This is a genomic window from Syntrophus aciditrophicus SB (assembly GCF_000013405.1).
GTDB classification, from domain to species: domain Bacteria; phylum Desulfobacterota; class Syntrophia; order Syntrophales; family Syntrophaceae; genus Syntrophus; species Syntrophus aciditrophicus.
In genome coordinates this window covers 2,527,959-2,545,438 of the sequence record NC_007759.1, presented here as the reverse complement: position 1 = coordinate 2,545,438, position 17,480 = coordinate 2,527,959, and the positions used below count along the sequence as shown (strand labels likewise).

Sequence of the window (17,480 nt, the reverse complement as noted above, 5' to 3'; positions counted from 1 at the left end):
GCTTGCGGCAGATACTGGTGTGAACTGAAGAAGGAGGGGACAGGAATGATGAATGAAAAAGAAGTGACGGAGGGGAAGGAAAAAGCCATTGCCCGGGTTGTGGACGGATTGAGACTCAGCCTTATCCATTACGGCATATGGTTCAAGGAAGTCGAATATCAGCTTGGCCTGCAGAGCGCCATGGAACTGGAGGAACAGACCTGGCAGACCGTCTTTCCCATCATCATGAAGCGCCTGGCGCGGGTCCTGGGATTTGAGACCGATTCCCGGGGAATTCCGCTCCGGCTGTACGGTAAGTCCGAGGAAGAACTGCAGGAAATTCTTTCAGCCCTTTCGGCCAACTGGCTCGCTTCCGACGGAGTCTGGTTCCAGAGTGTGGAAAAAAGGCACGAGATGTATACCGCCAAAAGATGCAACGACACCTGCTGGAGCCGCTTCTCTCCGCTTGAAGCCTTTCACCTCAAGGCTCTGCTCGCCCTTCCGGAAAAAGGCGGTCTGAATGCCCTGGAAGAGGCATTGCGCCATCGTCTCTATGTGAACCTCAATGAATATGCAATAGAGCGGCCCGACGAGCGTACGATGATCTACCGGATGAAGCGGTGTCGGGTACAGGAAACAAGAGAACGCAAAGGGCTGGAAGACTACCCCTGCAAGTCCGGAGGCATCGTCGAGTACACCACCTTTGCCCGAACGATCGATCCCGCCATCGTAACGGAGTGTCTGGGCTGTCCCCCCGATCCCCATCCCCGGGACTGGTTCTGCTCCTGGAAATTTACCCTGTCTTAAGGTGTGCGGGAACCTTCAAGAGGCTTTCTGCCACTCCCTTTTGAATTGCACAGACAGGATCTGATTTTTCCGTTTTTCAATGAAGGGCGTGAACCGGCAATCCGATGTGACGGGATTACCCCGGCTTTTTTTGTTGAAAGGGGAAAAAGAATAACTTTCCCTATTGCAAGATCAAAGCAAAATGTTATATGGACAGCTACTTTGTAATTATCTCTTTTTCTCCAACCGGGCGCCTCATATACCGTTAAGATGCGGCTTCTGCCGTTTCCCGATGATGAAGATGATAGCGCATTGACGAAGGATTCGCATGGCTTTCCAAGCATTTAAACTAGAGCGAGGTAACTATGATTTTCAATAAAGAATTTGAGCTGATGCCCGAGAAGAAGCTGAAAGAACTTCAACTCGAAAGGATCAAGTGGACGGTCAATCACGCCTATAACAACAGTGAATACTACAGGAAGAAATATGACGCGGCCGGCTTTCATCCGGATCAGATCAAATCGTTCGATGATATGCGGCGCATCCCTTTCCAGATGAAGCAGGAGATGAGGGAAAACTATCCTTTCGGCCTTTTTGCGGTTCCCCTGAGCAAGATCGTCCGGGTTCACTCCTCTTCCGGTACAACGGGAAACGCGACGGTCGTAGGTTATACAAGGAATGATATCGATGTTTTCGCTGAGGTTGTCGCCAGGTGTCTGGCGGCGGCCGGGGCCGATGAAAATGATGTCATTCAGATCGGCTATGGTTATGGTCTTTTCACAGGGGGGCTCGGCGTTCATTACGGGGCTGAACGGCTTGGGGCCATGGTCGTGCCCATCTCCACGGGAAATACCGACAGGCAGCTCATGCTGATCAAGGATTTCGGCACGACAGCAGTGTGCTGCACCCCCTCCTTTGCCTTGAGTATAGCGGATTACATCGAGAAAAAAAGGCCCGATTATGACATCAGGTCTACAAAGCTGCGTATTGGGGTGTTCGGCGCGGAGCCCTGGTCTGAACCGATGAGGAGGGAGATTGAATCCCGGCTGGGGATCAGTGCCTATGACATCTACGGACTGTCCGAGGTCATCGGCCCCGGGGTGTCCAGCGAATGTTCCGAGAAATCCGGACTCCATGTCAACGAGGATCATTTCTACGTGGAGGTCATCGATCCGGAAACCGGGGAGGTTCTGCCTGAAGGCGAGAAGGGGGAGATCGTTTACACCTCCCTGACCAAGGAGGCCTTCCCCAATATCCGCTACCGGTCCCGGGATATCACCCGACTGTATCATGACGGATGCCGCTGCGGCAGGACCTTCGTCAAGATGGAAAAGGTGATGGGAAGAACGGATGATATGCTGATCATCAAGGGGGTCAACGTCTTTCCTTCCCAGATCGAGGATGTCCTTATGTCTGTGGAGGGTACGGAACCTCATTATCAGATCTTCGTCGACCGGCGGGGAGCCCTCGATGAAATCGAGGTCAAGGTTGAGGTTAACGAAAAGCTGTTCTCCGATGAAGTCAAGTTCCTGGATGCCGTCAAGAACAGGATCAGTGATCGTTTCCGGAAAACGATCGGGATTTCCGCGAAGATCACCCTTGTGGAACCCATGACCATCGAGAGGAGTGAAGGAAAAGCGAAGAGGGTGGTCGACAACAGGAAGTTTTAAGACGCGATTTCATTTCAAAAATAATCCGGGAGGGAGCATATGAACGTTACGCAATTATCCGTTTTTCTGGAGAACAAACCGGGACGCCTTCAAAATATCCTGCGCATTCTTTATGAGAACAACATCAACATCACCGCGCTGACCATTTCCGAGACACAGGAATACGGCGTCCTGCGGATGATCGTCAATGACCCGGACAAGGCCCAGCAGGCTCTGAAAGGGGACAACATCACATCCCGGATGACGGATGTTCTGGCTATCGAGATCGACGACAAGCCCGGTTCCCTGTTCAAGGTTATCGAAGCCTTTTCAAAAAGGGGGATGAACATCGAATATATGTACGCCTTTCCGGGAAAGAACGAGCACAAGTGCGTCATGATCTTCCGGTTCGAAAATATCGAGGCCGCGAAGAACATTCTTGCCACGGAAGGTTATACCATCGTTAAGAAGATAGATCTGATCGGAGAGTGATTCTTCATGGAAAAAAAGCTTCTGCTCGCCAATGAGGCGATAGCCCTGGGCGCCTGGGAGGCTGGATGCCGCGTAGCCACAGCCTATCCGGGAACCCCCAGTACGGAGATCATGGAGGCCATGGCAAGGAATCACCGGGATGTCAAATCCCAGTGGTCCTCCAACGAGAAGGTGGCCCTTGAGGTTGCCATGGGTGCGACGGTTGCGGGGGCGCGCGCCCTTGCAGCCATGAAACATGTGGGGCTCAATGTAGCCGCCGATCCCCTGTTTACGGTTTCCTATGCCGGGGTGAAGGGCGGACTGGTCATCATCAATGCCGATGATCCGAACGCCTGGAGTTCCCAGAATGAACAGGACAACCGCCATTACGCAAGGGCTGCCAAGCTTCCGATGCTCGAGCCGTCGAATTCTCAGGAGGCAAAGGATTTCACGAAACTGGCCTTTGAGATATCCGAGGAGTTTGATCGGCCGGTGATTGTCCGGATCACGACCCGCGTGGCCCATTCGCAGGGAGTCGTGGAGGTCGGACGCAGGGAAGAGGTTCCTCTGAAGGAATACTCGCGCATGCCCCAGAAGCATGTGATGATTCCGGCGCACGCCAGACCGAGGCATTTCTTTATCGAAGAAATGTTGAAAAAGCTCAAAGATTACAGCAACAGGTCGGAGATCAACCGGATCGAATGGGCGGGCAGGAAACGGGGCATCATTGCCGACGGAGTGGCGTATCAGTATGTCAAAGAGGTCTGTCCAGAGGATTCGGTGCTGAAAATCGGCATGGTCTGGCCTCTGCCCGACGCTCTGATCCGCGAATTCGCCCAGGGTGTGGATGAGGTTTTTGTCGTTGAAGAACTCGATCCCTTCATCGAAGATTATATAAAGGCGATGGGGATCAGGGTTACCGGCAAGGAGATCATTCCGATCTGCGGCGAGCTCACGCCTGATATTGTGGACGTCGCGCTGAACGGCAAAAGGAAAGCGGATCTGTATCCCGCATACAAGGAAAGCCCTGTTCCGCCAAGACCTCCGGGATTATGCAGGGGATGCCCTCATGGGTGGGTGTTCCAGGTGCTGAAAAAGCTCGATCTTACCGTTAACGGAGACATCGGGTGTTACACCCTCGCGGCGCTTCCTCCCTATTCCTCACTGCACACTCAGTTCTGCATGGGGGCGAGCATCGGCATGCACCTCGGCTTTGAAAAGGCGCTGGGAGAGGAATTCGCCGCAAAAAGCGTTGCCGTCATCGGCGATTCCACCTTCATCCATTCGGGCATCACGCCTTTGATTGACCTGGTCTATAACAAAGGAACAGGCACGGTGATTATCCTGGACAACAGGATCACGGCCATGACCGGCCATCAGGATAATCCCGGAACAGGCCGGACCCTTATGGGAGAGGAAACCTACGCCCTGGATTTCGAGGCCCTGGCCAGGGCTGTGGGCGTAAAGAGGGTCGTCACCGTCGATCCCCGGGATATGGAAAAATTGGAACAGGTTGTGAGGGAGGAGACCGCGGCGAGAGAGCCCTCCGTAATCATCTCTAAGAGAAAATGCATACTTGCGAGGTAATCCGATGACGACCAATATCATATTCACAGGGGTTGGAGGACAGGGCGTAATCCTTGCCGGCAAGGTTCTCATGGAAGTCGCGCTCAGGGCGGGTTTCGATGTCAAGGAATCCGAGGTGCACGGCATGGCCCAGCGGGGCGGCAGCGTTGAATGCCAGGTCCGGTTTGGGGAAAAGGTCTATTCCCCCCTGATTCCCCTGGGCAGCGCGGATGTGATCGTGAGCTTCGAGCTGCTTGAATCTCTGAGGAAGATCGAATATCTGGCCCCGGAAGGAAAATACCTCGTCAATCGGGCAAAGATTGAGCCGGCCCCGGTCGTGACGGGCAGCATGAAGTATCCGGAGGACATCGAAGGATGGCTGAAGGGTCATATCCCGGGCGCCGTCATCCTCGACACCGGTGCCGCTCTGAAAGAAGCGGGCTCGTCGAAATCCCTGAACATTGTCATGCTGGGCGCCCTTTCCCGGTTTCTTGAATTTACCGAAGAAGAGTGGACGGCCGCCTTGAAGGCAACCGTCAAGGAAAAATTCCTCGATATGAATCTCAAGGCGTTTCAACTCGGCAGAAGCCTGACCGCCTCGAGTTAAGAATCTTCATGGCTTTCCGATCCTCGGCCGGAATTTCTCCTGCCGAGGAACAGGAAGTTCCCCTTCCCCGTTTTGATCTCCCGACCGTCGTATCAGTTGAATCCCTTCCCTGTAAGGGGTACATTCAAATACCGGAAGGGAGACGATCTTTATCACCTTGCCCGGTGAGGACGGTGGCGAACATTCTGTGCGCAGTGTTCTCTGAATTCAGTCCTCCCTTCAAATCCCTTTCACAGCATTCCTCATGGGGCTCATCCCGCTCCCTGTTTCCGTGCGAAAATTCTCTCACGACGGCCATTCCAGGAAGGAAGAGACCATATTCGTCTTCATTCTCCCCGACCTTCATGGCGATATTTAGTTGATAAACAAAATGGGCGATAAAAAAATTTCAGAAAGAATCCTTGACAGTGCCAACAAATTTGTCTTAAGAGTCAGTGCGCTGTATCCAGATGGATACGAATTTTTATTTTTATTTTATTTTATCAAGGAGGAGCAAATGGCGTACAAACCGGTAGAAGTTGTTGATTTGGCAGGGAACGCGGGCATGTACAAGGGAAATCTGGGCATACCCAATTGGCTGATAAGAAGTTTTATGGCTGGTCTTTTTATCGCGGTGGGCGCCGCACTTTGTACCGTCTGTGGGACCGGGGTGGATAAAACACTGGGACCGGGGTTCAAGTCACTGATTGCAGGCTCGGTCTTCCCTGTAGGCCTCATTGCCATCGTACTGACAGGCATGTCCCTGTTCACGGGCGATACGATGCTTATTCCCATGGCTGTCTTCCAGAAAAAAAGCACATGGAGTAAAGTGTGGAATGCCTGGTTCTGGGTATACATCGGTAATTTTATCGGTTCTCTTTTCTGGGCATACCTGATGGTTATCGGTCCCTTCAGCAAAGGCGGCGGTCCCGAATTAACGGTCTTCGGACAGAATGCCATCGCGATCGCGGAAGCGAAGACGCTTCCTTACATCGCAGTGGGAAGTATCGGCATGTGGTCCGCTTTCATGAAGGGCATCGCCTGTAACCTTCTCGTGAATGTGGCCATATTGCTTGCTTTGTCATCAAAGAACATGATCGGAAAATTTTTCGGAATCTGGTTCCCCATCATGGCCTTCGTCGCCACCGGATTTGAGCACTCAGTCGCCAATATGTATTTCATTCCCACCGGCATCATGCTGGGCGCTAATGTCTCCTGGGCGCAGTTCGTTCAGTGGAACCTGATCCCTGTTACCCTGGGAAATATTGTGGGCGGATTTATCTTTATCGGTGCGGTTTATTTCTATTCGTTCAAAAAAGAGCTTTCCACGATGTCCCCGACATAGCAGAACCCTCATATGTTTGAGAAAATCGTACCCCGGCTTTTTTAGCCGGGGTATTGTTTTGGAAAAGCAAATATCTTTCCCACATGATACACCTTCAAGTCATTCCCAATATAGAGAGCGTTTGCCGATTTTTTTCTCTTCATGCCGTTTGTTGAAAATCGGCCAGGGACATGACCCGGAGCAGGGGGTAAAGAGGACTTTTCCTGAAAAGATCGAGAACCTGATCCCGGGTTTCCCGGAAGCGGGAGGCGCAGCAATCCTCAAGGACGATGACGGTGAAATTATGGCATACGGCATCATAGGCCGTGCTGAGAACGCATACCTCGGTGGCGACCCCGCCGATCACGACGGTGTCCACCCCCCGTTCTCCCAGGATCCGGTCGAGGTCCGTCTTGAAAAAAGCGCTGAAACGGGGTTTGGGGACGATGATGTCGCCGTTTTCGGGTTTCAGTTCGGAGATGACCTGGGCTCCGGCCTTTCCACGAATTCCATGCGGCTTCGCTCGGGACTTGAAAAGAAAATCATCGGGCATCAGCGCATCGTTGGCATAAACAACAGGGATGGCCTTCTGACGGCAGAACCTGATCGCCGCCTGAAGATTGGGAATGATCCTGAGGCCTTCTTCGCCTACGGGAGGGGGCCGTCCTGTCGAATAAAGTCCTCCAGCATATCAGAAATGATCAATGCAGGTTTCATGGAATGCTCCGTAATGACATGATTTTGTATGACGATCTTTTGATTCCCTGAGAAAAACTTAAGTCGAGGCACTTGAGTGCCCCGGATGGGCTTTGGTGAATTCCACCAGCCGCCCGCATTCGTGGCAATGGGCGCACTCGTCCGGGCAGCAATCCTGAGACGTCTTATCCGTCGTGCCTCGCTCCTTTCTGATTCCAATTCCATATCAAAACGAACAATGTTTCGTTTCCGCCAGCGGCTATTCGACAGGCGCCTCTGCGAGCCTGCATCGTTTCCAGCCCGCCAAGACCTCCGGGATTATGCAGGGGATGCCCTCATGGGTGGGTGTTCCAGGTGCTGAAAAAGCTCGATCTCACCGTTAATGGAGACATCGGGTGTTGCACCCTTGCGGCGCTTCCTCCCTGTTCCACACTGATTCCCCTGGGCAGCGCGGATGTGATCGTGAGCTTCGAGCTGCTTGAATCCCTGTGGAAGATCGAATATCTGGCCCCGGAAGGGGAAATACCTCGTCAACCGGGCAAAGATGGAAGCGGCCCCGGTTGTGTGACGGGCAGCATGAAGTGCCTGAAGGACATCGAAGGATGGCTTAAGGGTCATATTCCGGGCGCATTTGTCCTGTTGGATATTCATCGGCATCATCAGTCGAGTTCTCTTTTCTGGTATCAGTAAATGTCTGATATGACTGAAATAGCTGTACAGGACGGCTCCCTGGAACCTGCATTGACATGATTCCGGCGACTGAAAAAAAGGACTGGAGCTTAATAAGTAAATATAATATAGTTACATAATAGCATCGGACGTTTTATTCTGGATAAAAGGACCTGATTTCATATTTTATTTTGTATAAATCAAATAACAAGGAGGTGATGAATAAGAGTTTGATATTGTCATATTAAAATTCATTTGTCTGTTTAAAAAGGAGGAGGGTGTAATGATTGATCGCAAGATGTTAGGAGTGATAGCAATTGCTGTGCTTGGTATCCTGATCGCTCTGGTGCAGCCGTTTGCCCCCGGGTTGTCGCCTCTGGGACATTACGTCATGGGCACCGTTATCGCGGGTCTGGGGATGTGGATCTTCCGTCCCGGTAACCTGCCTTTCATGTCTGGTACTTCCATCATCCTTGGTCTTACCCTGGCACTATTTTTTGCCTACAAAGCAGGTCTGGTGTTTCCGGGCAAAGTCCCCTTCAAGGCGCCGCCGCAAATCTATGGGGTCGTCATGGGCGGCTTCACTTCATCAGCCGTCTGGGTTCTGATCCCCGCACTCTATTTTGGTTTCGTTCTGCAGAAAACGGGTTTGGGCAAGCGCATCGCCTATATGGTTCTGAAGACTTTTCCGGCAACCTGGCTCGGCCTGGCGATCAGCTGGCTCGTGATCGGCGTGGCCCTTTCAGCCCTGACACCTTCCATCACCGTCCGTGTGGCTATTGTTGTTCCGATTGCCATCGGGATTGTGGAAGCCTGTAAACTGGAGTACCGTTCCAAGGGTTCGGCCTATATCTGTCTGCTGGCCTGGGGAATGGCTCTCTTCCCTGGGACCGGATGGTTGACCGGATCTCTCTCCGGACCGATCATGCAGGGATTCTTTCCTCCAGAGATCAAGCACCTCTGTAATTTTGACGACTGGTTCAAGATTCTGGCCCTGCCCTGGTTTGTGGTGACTTTTGTGTATGTTGCCCTGGCTTACATTCTGGCCAGGCCGAAAGAAGCCATCGCCATCAGCTCCGACGTCTTCAAGGAGGAATACAAGAAACTGGGCCCCATGTCCAAGGATGAAATCATTTCCCTTTTGATCCTTGTCGGTTCGCTGTTGATGTTCTTCACGGAAAAGCAGCACGGAATTCCCACTGCGGCTACAGCCCTGTTCGCCCTGTTCCTCTTCGTCATGTTCCGCATTATCGCAGGTCCGGAAATCAGCTCCGGCATCAACTGGGACGTGGTCTGCTTCTTCGGCATCGCCGTGGCTCTGCCCCCCATCTTCGGTGTTTCCGGAATCTCCGCCTGGTTCGGCCCCCTGATCAAAGGGCCCATCATGTCCATAGCGGGCGCTCCCCTGCTGTTCATGCTGGTCATCACCGCGGGGCTCATGCTTATCCGTTTCATTGATGTTCCCTGGGGATTCACTACCGCCGCGTTGACCATCATCATGCTGATCCCGCTCTTCAACGATTTCGGTTATCATCCCCTGGCGGTGACCATGGCCTATCTGATCGCTGTCAACTTTTTCCTGTTGTCATACCAGCAGCCCTTTATTCTGATGGGTGAAGGGATGATTCAGGGCAAGGGGTGGGCGCCGGCCCATGTGTTTAAGTTCGGCTTGATTTACATTGTGGCGGCCTTTATTTCCCTGCTGGTGGCCGTGCCATACTGGAAGATGATCGGCGTTATCCGGTAATTTGTAAATCGGCAGGGTAACCATTTTGATGCCCCGGGCGTGGACAGTGTTTTCTATCTGTGCCCGGGGTTTTTTTCTGTGAATGGGGATTGATGATGGAGCGCTAAGACCTGTTGCTTTCCGGAAGCTGAACCAGAATTTCTTCGCCTCTGGCGCGGAGCTCACCGTCCGCGGCCAGGGTGGTGCTGACGATGATCTTCCGGTCCTTGATCTCCAGAATTTTCGACCTCAATTCCAGAGGGGTTCCCATAGGGGTGGGTTTGAGAAAATCAACCTTGAGAGATGCGGAAACAAAGCGGGACAGGGGTTTTTCGCCCAGGGAAAATCCATCCGCGCGCAGCCTGGCCGCCGCGGCGGTTGCGGCGCTGTGGCAGTCGATCAAGGAACAGATCAGTCCGCCATAGCAGTAGCCGGGGAAGCCTCCGGTGTGAAAAGGGCGGGGCGTATAATGGCAGACGCTTTCCTCCCCGTCCCAGTAGCTTTTAATCTGCAGTCCTTCCTCATTCAGCCGCCCGCATCCGTAGCAATGGGCGAACTCGTCCGGGTAGCAATCCTGAAACGCCTTATCCGTCATTCCTCGCTCCTTTCTGATTCCAATTCCATATCAAAACGAACTTTCTTTCGTTTCCGCCATCGGCTGTTCGACAGGCGCCTCTGCAAGCCTGTATCGTTGCGCCGCGCCGCCCTGCGGTTCTCTTTGATCCGGAATTATAACAAACGTCGCATCAATTGAGCCGCTGACTGTGCTCCATGGTCTTGTGCATCGTGATATCGGGCCATTCCTCCATTGTGTTGGAGAGGCGCCATTGGCTGAGTGCAAGGTAGATCAGATTCCCCTCGGAATCAAGTGCCAGATTGGACCGATGCTGCTTTTCAAAATTTTCCAGTTTTTCCCGCTCCGGGCAGGTGACCCAGCGGGCGGCGGCGTAATCCACCGACTCGTAATCCGCTTCGACGCCGTATTCGTTCAGAAGGCGCACCATGGTTACGTCAAACTGCAGAACGCCAACCACGCCCAGGATATAGTCGTTGCTGGTCAGGGGACGGAAGACCTGAACGATCCCTTCCTCAGATAGCTGGTTAAGTCCTTTCTGAAGCTGCTTGGTTTTCAAGGGATTTTTCAGCCGGACCCGGCAGAAGTGTTCCGGGGCGAAGTTGGGGATTCCCGTGAATCTCAGTTCCTCTCCTTCGGTGAAGGTGTCCCCGATCCGGATGGTTCCGTGGTTGTGAATCCCGATGATGTCTCCGGGATAGGCCTCTTCCACCGAGGCGCGATCCTGGGCCATGAAGATCGTGGCGTTGGCCAGGGTCACGTCTTTGCCGATCCGGTTGTGGCGGACTTTCATCCCCCGGGTGAATTTTCCGGAACAGATCCGCACGAAGGCGATGCGGTCGCGGTGGGCGCTGTCCATATTCGCCTGAATCTTGAAGGCAAAGCCGGAAAACTGCTCTTCCGAGGGCAAAACCTCTCGGGTGGTTGCCAGGCGGGGACGGGGACTGGGGGCCAGCTCCACGACGGCGTCCAGCAGCTCGCGGACGCCGAAATTGTTGATGGCGCTGCCGAAGAAAACGGGTGTCTGATTCGCCTTCAGAAAGTGCTCATAAACAAAGGGATTAGCCGCTCCTTCCATCAGGGCGATGTCTTCGCGCAGTTCGTCGGCCTGGGAACCCAGCCGCCTGTCCAGTTCCGGATCGTCAAGATCGCGGATGACGAAGACCTCGCCGCCGCGGGTTGAAGCGCCGGGCGTAAACAATTGCAGTTCCCTGCGATACAGGTTGTATACCCCACGGAAACTCTTGCCCATTCCGATCGGCCAGGACATGGGGACGCATTCGATCTGCAGTTTCTTTTCGATATCGGCCAGCAGTTCCAGGGGCGACAACACCTCCCGGTCCAGCTTGTTGATGAAGGTGATCACCGGGGTGTTGCGCAGCAGGCAGATCTCCATGAGTTTTTCCGTCTGGGGTTCCACGCCCTTTGCCCCGTCAATGACCATGACCGCGCTGTCCACCGCTGTGAGCACCCGGTAGGTGTCCTCGGAGAAATCCTGATGCCCCGGGGTGTCGAGGAGGTTGATTTCAAAATCCCGGTAATGAAACTTCATCACCGAGGTGGTTACGGAAATGCCGCGTTCCTTTTCGATGGCCATCCAGTCGCTTGTGGCGTGGCGGGTGGCCTTGCGGGCCTTGACCGTTCCGGCAAGCTGGATTGCCCCGCCAAAGAGGAGCAGCTTTTCCGTCAAGGTGGTTTTTCCGGCGTCCGGATGGCTGATGATGCCGAAGGTCCGGCGCTGTTCGATTTCTTTCTGGTACATCCTAACTTCAAAATCCTTTCAATTCTCGTCGAAGTGTAAAAAAAAGCGGGCCTTTCGAGGCCCGATGATAAACGTGGCTTTCTATAATAAAAATGATGATTTTGTCAAGGCATGATTACCGATTTTGGGCACGGTATCACCCGTTATTCTTCCGGAATAACGGGTGTGTTTTATTCCCGGTGGAAATTCTATTGAAAATTTAAAATATACATTTTAAATGTACATTCTAAATTAAAAAAAAGTGAGGAAAAAGGATGAAGATTCCGAGGGAAGGCGCTGCGAAAACCCGTCAGAGTCTCCTGACGACGGCAGAGGAAATCTTCGCTGAAAAGGGCTTCCGGAACGCGACCATTGCGGAAATATGCGAGCGGGCCGGGACCAACATAGCGGCGGTCAATTATCACTTCGGCAGCAAACAGGCCCTCTACATCGAAGCCTGGCGCCACGCCTTTTCCGAGTCCATCAAGGCCCATCCCCCATCCGGAGGCGTCAGGGAAGACGCCCCGCCGGAAGAGCGTCTCCGGGGGCATATAACCGCCACTCTGTGCCGGATGGCGGACGAAAACAACAGGGAATTCTGGTTCATGCAGAGGGAAATGGCCAATCCGACAGGATTGCTGGAAGAGGTTCTCCGGGAAGAGATCCGACCCTTGCAAATGAGGACGGCAGGACTGGTTCGCGAGCTTCTTGGCCCCCTGGTGTCCGACAGGGAGGCAAAATTCTGTGAGATCAGTATCATGAGTCAGTGCATGAATCCCCTGGTTGCCCGTTGGGGGCGGGGGAAAAAGAATGCGGAACCGGATGATCCCCCGAAAATTGATGATATATATGCCTATGCAGACCACGTGGTTAGGTTCTCTCTGGCTGGAATGCGGGCCCTGCGTGAAGCGATGGAGGAAGAGCACATGGGGCTCAAAGGGGGAAAAAAGTCAGCAACTCTCGAGACAGGAGCGGGCAATTCATGAATCTATTCTCTGGGAAAGCCGCCGGGAAACGAATCGCAGAGAGCGCACGGGCGTTGATGCTGGCTGCCCTGATTCTGAGCGGCTGTGCCACCGTAGGACCCGATTATACTCCTCCGGCAACCGAACTGTCGAAAAGCTGGCACACGCCCTTGAAGAGCGGCTTGACCGCGGAAGAAACCGGTCCCGCAAGTCTGGAGAAATGGTGGACGAATCTGAACGATCCGGAATTATCCAGCCTGATGACGCGCGCGATTGCAGGCAACCGCGATCTCAGGAAAGCCAGGGCTCGGGTCCGTCAGGCGCGGGCAAGCCGGGGCGTAACCCGGGCCGGACTCTTCCCGACGCTGGATGTCTCGAGTTCCGCCACCCGGAGCCGCAGCAGCGAAGAAACGGGCGGGGGGACAACGAGCAGTTTTTACGTGGCGGGCCTCGATGCCGGCTGGGAGCTGGATCTCTTCGGCGGCGTCCGGCGCTCCGTGGAGGCCGCCGAGGCCGATCTCCAGGCCAGTCAGGAGGATCTGCGCGACGCGCTGGTTTCTCTCCTTGCCGAAGTGGCCCTCAACTACGTTGAAGTCCGTAAGTATCAGGATCTGCTGACCGTGGCGGAGAGCAATCTGGCAACGCAGCAGGAAACCTTTGAATTGACACGCTGGCGGCAGCAGGCTGGCTTGAGTGATGAACTGGCCGTGCAGCAGGCCCGTTACAATCTGGAAAGAACGCGCTCGCAGATACCGACTCTGCGGACCGGCCTTGAAGAGGCAAAGAACAACCTGGCTGTCCTGCTGGGCGAGCAGCCGGGAACGCTCCATGGGGAACTGGAAGAGCGAAAGCCTGTTCCGGTTGCAAACCCGGCGGTTGCGGCAGGGGTGCCTGCGGATGTCCTTCTGCAACGGCCCGATGTCCGCCGTGCCGAACGCGAGTTGGCTGCTCAGACAGCCCGGATCGGGGTGGCCACCGCGGAACTCTATCCCAAATTTACCCTGAGCGGCTCAATCGGTCTGGAGGCCTTTTCTTCAAGCAACCTTTTTTCCTCGGGAAGCCGGACGGCCGGCGGCGGTGCCGGGGTAACCTGGCGGATTTTCGATGCCCGTGCAATCCGGCAGAACATCGAGGTCCAGACAGCCCTCCAGGAGCAGGCCCTGACGGGCTATGAGACAGCGGTCCTGAATGCCCTCAAGGAAGTGGAAAACGCCCTGACAGCCTATGCCGAGGAGGAGCAGCGCCGCCAGGCCCTGAGCGAAGCGGTCTCGGCGGCTCAGCAGGCGGCGAGGCAGGCCGGATACAAGTACCAGAGCGGGCTGGCTGATTTCGACAGTGTCCTGGAGGCGCAGCGGTCGCTTCTGATCCTGCAGGAGGAACTGGCTCAGAGCAACGGGGCGGTTCTTTCCAATCTCATCCGTCTGTACAAGGCCCTGGGCGGTGGATGGACCTCCCTGGCCGCTGCCGATGAAAAACAGGAATCTACCAACATCAGTAAGCGAGAGAGCAATGAAAGCGAAATCCGATAAAACAGATGAAGTTGCCGAAAATGCCGAGATTGCCCGGACTCTGGAACTGAATTCAGCGCCGGGAGGCTTTGGATGGTTGAGGAGATGGCGAATTCCCGTTCTGGTGATCGCGGCAGTGATCTTCATTGCTGCCGCCGTCATCATGTGGAGAGTTTCGCATACGTCCGGCGCGGTGAGGTACGAAACCCGGGAAGTGCAACGGGGTAATCTCACCGTGACCGTCACGGCCACGGGTACACTGGAACCCACCAACTCGGTGGAAGTGGGCAGCGAGCTTTCCGGGACGGTCAAGAGTGTTGAAGCCGACTTCAACGACCGGGTGAAGGTTGGTCGGATTCTGGCCAGACTGGACACCGAGAAGCTTGAAGCGACCATCACTCAGCACCGGGCTTCCCTGGAGGCGGCAAAGGCAAAGGTTCTTCAGGCCGAGGCCACTGTTGCGGAAACCCGGGCGAAACTGAATCAGTTCAAGCAGGTGTGGAAACTCAGCAATGGCAAGGTCCCTTCACAGACGGAAATGGATGCGGCCGAAGCGGCATTCGCGCGGGCCAAAGCCGATCTGGCCAACTGCCGGGCGGCTGTTTCCCAGGCCCAGGCCACACTCTCCGCCAGTGAAACGGACCTGTCCAAATCGATTATCCGGTCCCCAGTCAACGGCATCGTCCTGAACCGCAGCGTGGAACCAGGTCAGACCGTGGCCGCGTCCATGACCACCCCGGTGCTGTTCACTCTTGCCGAGGATCTGGCGAAGATGGAACTGCAGGTGGATGTGGACGAGGCCGATGTCGGAAAAATCCGGGAAGGACAGAAAGCCGCCTTTACCGTGGACGCCTGGCCGGACCGCACCTTCGAGGCGCAGGTCGTTCAGACCCGCTACGGTTCTCAGACCACGGAAGGCGTTGTGACTTATACCACCGTGCTCAAGGTGGACAATTCGGATCTGTCCCTCCGACCGGGCATGACGGCGACGGCAAGCATCACGGTGAACAGCGTGGAGAATGCCGTCCTGATTCCCAGCGCAGCCCTCCGCTTTACGCCGCCGGTGCAGGAGGAGGAAAAGAAGTCTTCCGGAGGACTCGTGAGCATGCTGCTTCCGCGACCGCCGCGCTTTAAAGCGACAGAGCGAGAGAATGCCGCCGGCAGCAAAAAGCAGCAAAACGTCTGGATTTTAAGGGAAGAGCGACCGGTAGCGGTTCCCGTGACGGTGGGGGCTACCGACGGCGTCATGACGGAAATGCGGGCCGGCGATCTTCAACCCGGGATGGCTGTGGTGGTCGATTCCGTGATGGAGGCGAAATGATGGATTCCTCCGGACAACCCCTCATTGTCCTGAAAGGGGTGACCAAAATCTTCGGGAAGGGGCAGGCGGCGGTGGAGGCGCTTCGCGGCGTGGATCTCCGCATCGATGCAGGCGAGTTCGTCGCGGTCATGGGACCGAGCGGCTCCGGCAAGTCCACCTGCATGAACATCCTCGGCTGTCTGGATACGCCAACGGCGGGGAGCTATCTCTTCAAGGGGGTGGAAGTCGGGGAATTGAGCCGGAATTCGCGCGCCCTTTTGCGCCGCCACTACCAGGGATTCGTCTTCCAGGGATTTAATCTCCTGAACCGCACCTCGGCGCTGGAAAACGTGGAACTGCCGTTGATCTATCGAGGCGCGACCGCCGCCGAGCGGAAGAGGCGCGCCCTGCAGGCCCTGGAAACGGTGGGGCTCAAGGGATGGGAAACGCACACTCCCGGCGAACTGTCGGGAGGGCAGCAGCAGCGGGTCGCCATTGCCCGGGCGATTGTGACCGGGCCGGAGGTCCTGCTGGCCGACGAACCAACGGGAAACCTGGATACGGCCCGCAGCCGGGAGATCATGGAGCTGCTCACCCTTTTGAACCGCGACCCGGGGATTACGATCATCATGGTGACCCACGAACCGGACATGGCCGCCTACGCAAAGCGCACCGTCCGGTTCCTGGACGGTCTTGTCGCGTCGGATGAGAGAAACGGGAGGCAAAACTGATGCTGGGAAATTCGATTCTACTGGCGTTTCGTGAAATCCGGCGCAATGTCCTGCGTTCCTTTCTGACGATCCTGGGGATCGTGATCGGGGTGGCCGCCGTCATCATCATGGTGACCATCGGCGGCGGGGCGACCGTTCAGGTCTCACAGCAGATTTCCAGCCTGGGCAGCAATCTGCTCATGGTGACGCCGGGCAAGAGACTGGGGCCCGGTCAGTCTTCCGACACGGTTCCCTTCAAGCTGAGCGACGCCGAGGCCATCGCCCGGGATGTCCGTTCCATTGCCGCTGTGGCGCCGCTTTCATCCCGGAGCCTCCAGGCCGTCTCCGGAAATGAAAACTGGTCCACGAACGTCACGGGGACGGACAATTCCTATTTCAAGGTGACCAACCGGTCCGTGCGATCGGGGCGCACGTTCAGTGAAAGCGAATTGCGCTCCGGGGCGGCGGTCTGCATCCTGGGAGATACCGTGCGCAGAAAACTCTTCGGCAACCAGGACCCCATGGGAGAGAAGATCCGTCTGGAGAAGCTTTCCTGCAAGGTGATCGGTGTGCTGGAATCCAAAGGCCAGAGTACGATGGGGCAGGACCAGGACGATATCGTGGTGATCCCCCTGCGCACCCTCCAACGGCGGATCACGGGCAGTCAGAACATCGGCCTCATTCAGGTATCAGCCCGGGAGGGGGCGTCGACGGAAAGGGCCCAGCAGGAAATCGGGAAGCTGATGCGCGAGCGACGTCATCTCGCCCCTGATGAAGACGACAATTTCAATGTGATGGACATGAAGGAGATCACCAAGATGCTGACGGGGACCACGCAGATGCTCACCGCCCTGCTGAGCGCCGTGGCGGCGGTCAGCCTGCTCGTCGGGGGAATCGGCATCATGAATATCATGCTGGTTTCCGTCACCGAGCGCACCCATGAAATCGGCATCAGGCTCGCCATCGGCGCCCTGGAACGGGAAGTACTGATGCAGTTCCTGGTGGAGGCGGTGGTTCTGTCCTCCTTTGGCGGCCTTCTCGGGATTGTACTGGCCCTGGCCGGCTCCGTCTGGCTGGCAAGTCTGCTTCATGTACCTTTTGTGTTCAACGCGGGAATCGTGATTGTCGCCTTCCTGTTTTCCGCGGCGGTCGGGGTGATCTTCGGCTACTTTCCGGCCCTCAAGGCCGCCCGCCTGGACCCCATTGTGGCCCTGCGGCACGAGTGAGACC

General features: G+C 55.5%; 15 protein-coding genes and 1 pseudogene. 13 read left to right on the top strand and 3 right to left on the bottom strand.

What is annotated here, in order from left to right; all coding sequences use genetic code 11:
• Positions 1–45: 45 nt before the first annotated feature.
• The 6 genes from SYN_RS11935 to SYN_RS11905 all read left to right on the top strand — a co-directional run bounded on the left by SYN_RS11935 (position 46) and on the right by SYN_RS11905 (position 6,382).
• Positions 46–786, top strand: coding sequence for a DUF6125 family protein (locus tag SYN_RS11935; RefSeq protein ID WP_011418421.1), 741 nt, complete (start codon positions 46–48; stop codon positions 784–786).
• A 344-nt stretch (positions 787–1,130) separates the two neighbouring features.
• Entirely contained in the window at positions 1,131–2,435 is a 1,305-nt protein-coding gene (locus SYN_RS11930; RefSeq protein ID WP_011418419.1) for a phenylacetate--CoA ligase family protein, read from the top strand.
• Between the two features lie 39 nt (positions 2,436–2,474).
• On the top strand, positions 2,475–2,906 hold the full coding sequence (locus tag SYN_RS11925; RefSeq protein WP_011418418.1) for an ACT domain-containing protein: 432 nt from the start codon (positions 2,475–2,477) through the stop codon (positions 2,904–2,906).
• Between the two features lie 6 nt (positions 2,907–2,912).
• Positions 2,913–4,472, top strand: coding sequence for an indolepyruvate ferredoxin oxidoreductase subunit alpha (gene iorA / locus SYN_RS11920; protein ID WP_011418417.1), 1,560 nt, complete (start codon positions 2,913–2,915; stop codon positions 4,470–4,472).
• Between the two features lie 4 nt (positions 4,473–4,476).
• Positions 4,477–5,058 (top strand): indolepyruvate oxidoreductase subunit beta, encoded by a 582-nt coding sequence (locus tag SYN_RS11915; protein WP_041585073.1) that lies wholly within the window; start codon positions 4,477–4,479, stop codon positions 5,056–5,058.
• Between the two features lie 496 nt (positions 5,059–5,554).
• The gene (locus SYN_RS11905; protein ID WP_041585701.1) at positions 5,555–6,382 is read left to right on the top strand and encodes a formate/nitrite transporter family protein; all 828 of its coding nucleotides are present in this window, start codon (positions 5,555–5,557) and stop codon (positions 6,380–6,382) included.
• A 139-nt stretch (positions 6,383–6,521) separates the two neighbouring features.
• On the opposite strand, the pseudogene SYN_RS11900 reads toward SYN_RS11905, so the two are convergent.
• A pseudogene (locus SYN_RS11900) lies at positions 6,522–6,995 on the bottom strand (isochorismatase family cysteine hydrolase); the annotation flags it as partial.
• A gap of 416 nt (positions 6,996–7,411) precedes the next feature.
• Between SYN_RS11900 and SYN_RS11895 the strand changes: the two are divergent.
• Both SYN_RS11895 and SYN_RS11890 read left to right on the top strand, forming a co-directional pair.
• A complete protein-coding gene (locus SYN_RS11895; protein ID WP_148202573.1) occupies positions 7,412–7,747 on the top strand; it encodes a hypothetical protein in 336 nt (111 codons plus the stop codon).
• A 262-nt stretch (positions 7,748–8,009) separates the two neighbouring features.
• A complete protein-coding gene (locus tag SYN_RS11890) occupies positions 8,010–9,473 on the top strand; it encodes an SLC13 family permease (protein WP_011418410.1) in 1,464 nt (487 codons plus the stop codon).
• Positions 9,474–9,576: 103 nt separating this feature from the next.
• Here the strand turns inward: SYN_RS11890 and SYN_RS11885 are convergent, their stop codons facing one another.
• Both SYN_RS11885 and SYN_RS11880 read right to left on the bottom strand, forming a co-directional pair.
• Entirely contained in the window at positions 9,577–10,047 is a 471-nt protein-coding gene (locus tag SYN_RS11885; protein ID WP_011418409.1) for a PaaI family thioesterase, read from the bottom strand.
• Positions 10,048–10,198: 151 nt separating this feature from the next.
• Positions 10,199–11,788, bottom strand: a complete 1,590-nt coding sequence (locus tag SYN_RS11880) for a peptide chain release factor 3 (RefSeq protein ID WP_011418408.1) — start codon at positions 11,786–11,788, stop codon at positions 10,199–10,201.
• Between the two features lie 254 nt (positions 11,789–12,042).
• Here SYN_RS11880 and SYN_RS11875 point away from each other — a divergent pair, with 254 nt between their 5' ends.
• The 5 genes from SYN_RS11875 to SYN_RS11855 are packed head-to-tail and all read left to right on the top strand — an operon-like array spanning position 12,043 to position 17,476.
• Positions 12,043–12,753 carry a CerR family C-terminal domain-containing protein gene (locus SYN_RS11875; RefSeq protein ID WP_011418406.1) on the top strand — a complete coding sequence of 237 codons (711 nt, stop codon included), beginning with the start codon at positions 12,043–12,045 and terminating at the stop codon, positions 12,751–12,753.
• Positions 12,750–14,261 carry an efflux transporter outer membrane subunit gene (locus SYN_RS11870; protein ID WP_011418405.1) on the top strand — a complete coding sequence of 504 codons (1,512 nt, stop codon included), beginning with the start codon at positions 12,750–12,752 and terminating at the stop codon, positions 14,259–14,261. The genes SYN_RS11875 and SYN_RS11870 overlap by 4 nt, the downstream gene beginning before the upstream one ends.
• Positions 14,242–15,561, top strand: coding sequence for an efflux RND transporter periplasmic adaptor subunit (locus SYN_RS11865; RefSeq protein WP_041585072.1), 1,320 nt, complete (start codon positions 14,242–14,244; stop codon positions 15,559–15,561). Before SYN_RS11870 ends, SYN_RS11865 begins: the two co-directional genes overlap by 20 nt.
• Positions 15,561–16,271 (top strand): ABC transporter ATP-binding protein, encoded by a 711-nt coding sequence (locus SYN_RS11860; protein WP_041585071.1) that lies wholly within the window; start codon positions 15,561–15,563, stop codon positions 16,269–16,271. The genes SYN_RS11865 and SYN_RS11860 overlap by 1 nt, the downstream gene beginning before the upstream one ends.
• Positions 16,271–17,476 (top strand): ABC transporter permease, encoded by a 1,206-nt coding sequence (locus SYN_RS11855; protein ID WP_011418402.1) that lies wholly within the window; start codon positions 16,271–16,273, stop codon positions 17,474–17,476. The genes SYN_RS11860 and SYN_RS11855 overlap by 1 nt, the downstream gene beginning before the upstream one ends.
• Positions 17,477–17,480: the final 4 nt, after the last annotated feature.

Excerpts from the sequence above, each read along its gene's own strand:
- SYN_RS11875 (WP_011418406.1), top strand. The coding sequence starts at position 12,043 with ATGAAGATTCCGAGGGAAGGCGCTGCGAAAACCCGTCAGAGTCTCCTG.
- SYN_RS11930 (WP_011418419.1), top strand. The coding sequence starts at position 1,131 with ATGATTTTCAATAAAGAATTTGAGCTGATGCCCGAGAAGAAGCTGAAA.
- SYN_RS11915 (WP_041585073.1), top strand. The coding sequence starts at position 4,477 with ATGACGACCAATATCATATTCACAGGGGTTGGAGGACAGGGCGTAATC.
- iorA (WP_011418417.1), top strand. The coding sequence starts at position 2,913 with ATGGAAAAAAAGCTTCTGCTCGCCAATGAGGCGATAGCCCTGGGCGCC.
- SYN_RS11885 (WP_011418409.1), bottom strand. The coding sequence starts at position 10,047 with ATGACGGATAAGGCGTTTCAGGATTGCTACCCGGACGAGTTCGCCCAT.
- SYN_RS11890 (WP_011418410.1), top strand. The coding sequence starts at position 8,010 with ATGATTGATCGCAAGATGTTAGGAGTGATAGCAATTGCTGTGCTTGGT.
- SYN_RS11935 (WP_011418421.1), top strand. The coding sequence starts at position 46 with ATGATGAATGAAAAAGAAGTGACGGAGGGGAAGGAAAAAGCCATTGCC.
- SYN_RS11870 (WP_011418405.1), top strand. The coding sequence starts at position 12,750 with ATGAATCTATTCTCTGGGAAAGCCGCCGGGAAACGAATCGCAGAGAGC.
- SYN_RS11855 (WP_011418402.1), top strand. The coding sequence starts at position 16,271 with ATGCTGGGAAATTCGATTCTACTGGCGTTTCGTGAAATCCGGCGCAAT.
- SYN_RS11865 (WP_041585072.1), top strand. The coding sequence starts at position 14,242 with ATGAAAGCGAAATCCGATAAAACAGATGAAGTTGCCGAAAATGCCGAG.
- SYN_RS11860 (WP_041585071.1), top strand. The coding sequence starts at position 15,561 with ATGGATTCCTCCGGACAACCCCTCATTGTCCTGAAAGGGGTGACCAAA.
- SYN_RS11905 (WP_041585701.1), top strand. The coding sequence starts at position 5,555 with ATGGCGTACAAACCGGTAGAAGTTGTTGATTTGGCAGGGAACGCGGGC.
- SYN_RS11925 (WP_011418418.1), top strand. The coding sequence starts at position 2,475 with ATGAACGTTACGCAATTATCCGTTTTTCTGGAGAACAAACCGGGACGC.
- SYN_RS11880 (WP_011418408.1), bottom strand. The coding sequence starts at position 11,788 with ATGTACCAGAAAGAAATCGAACAGCGCCGGACCTTCGGCATCATCAGC.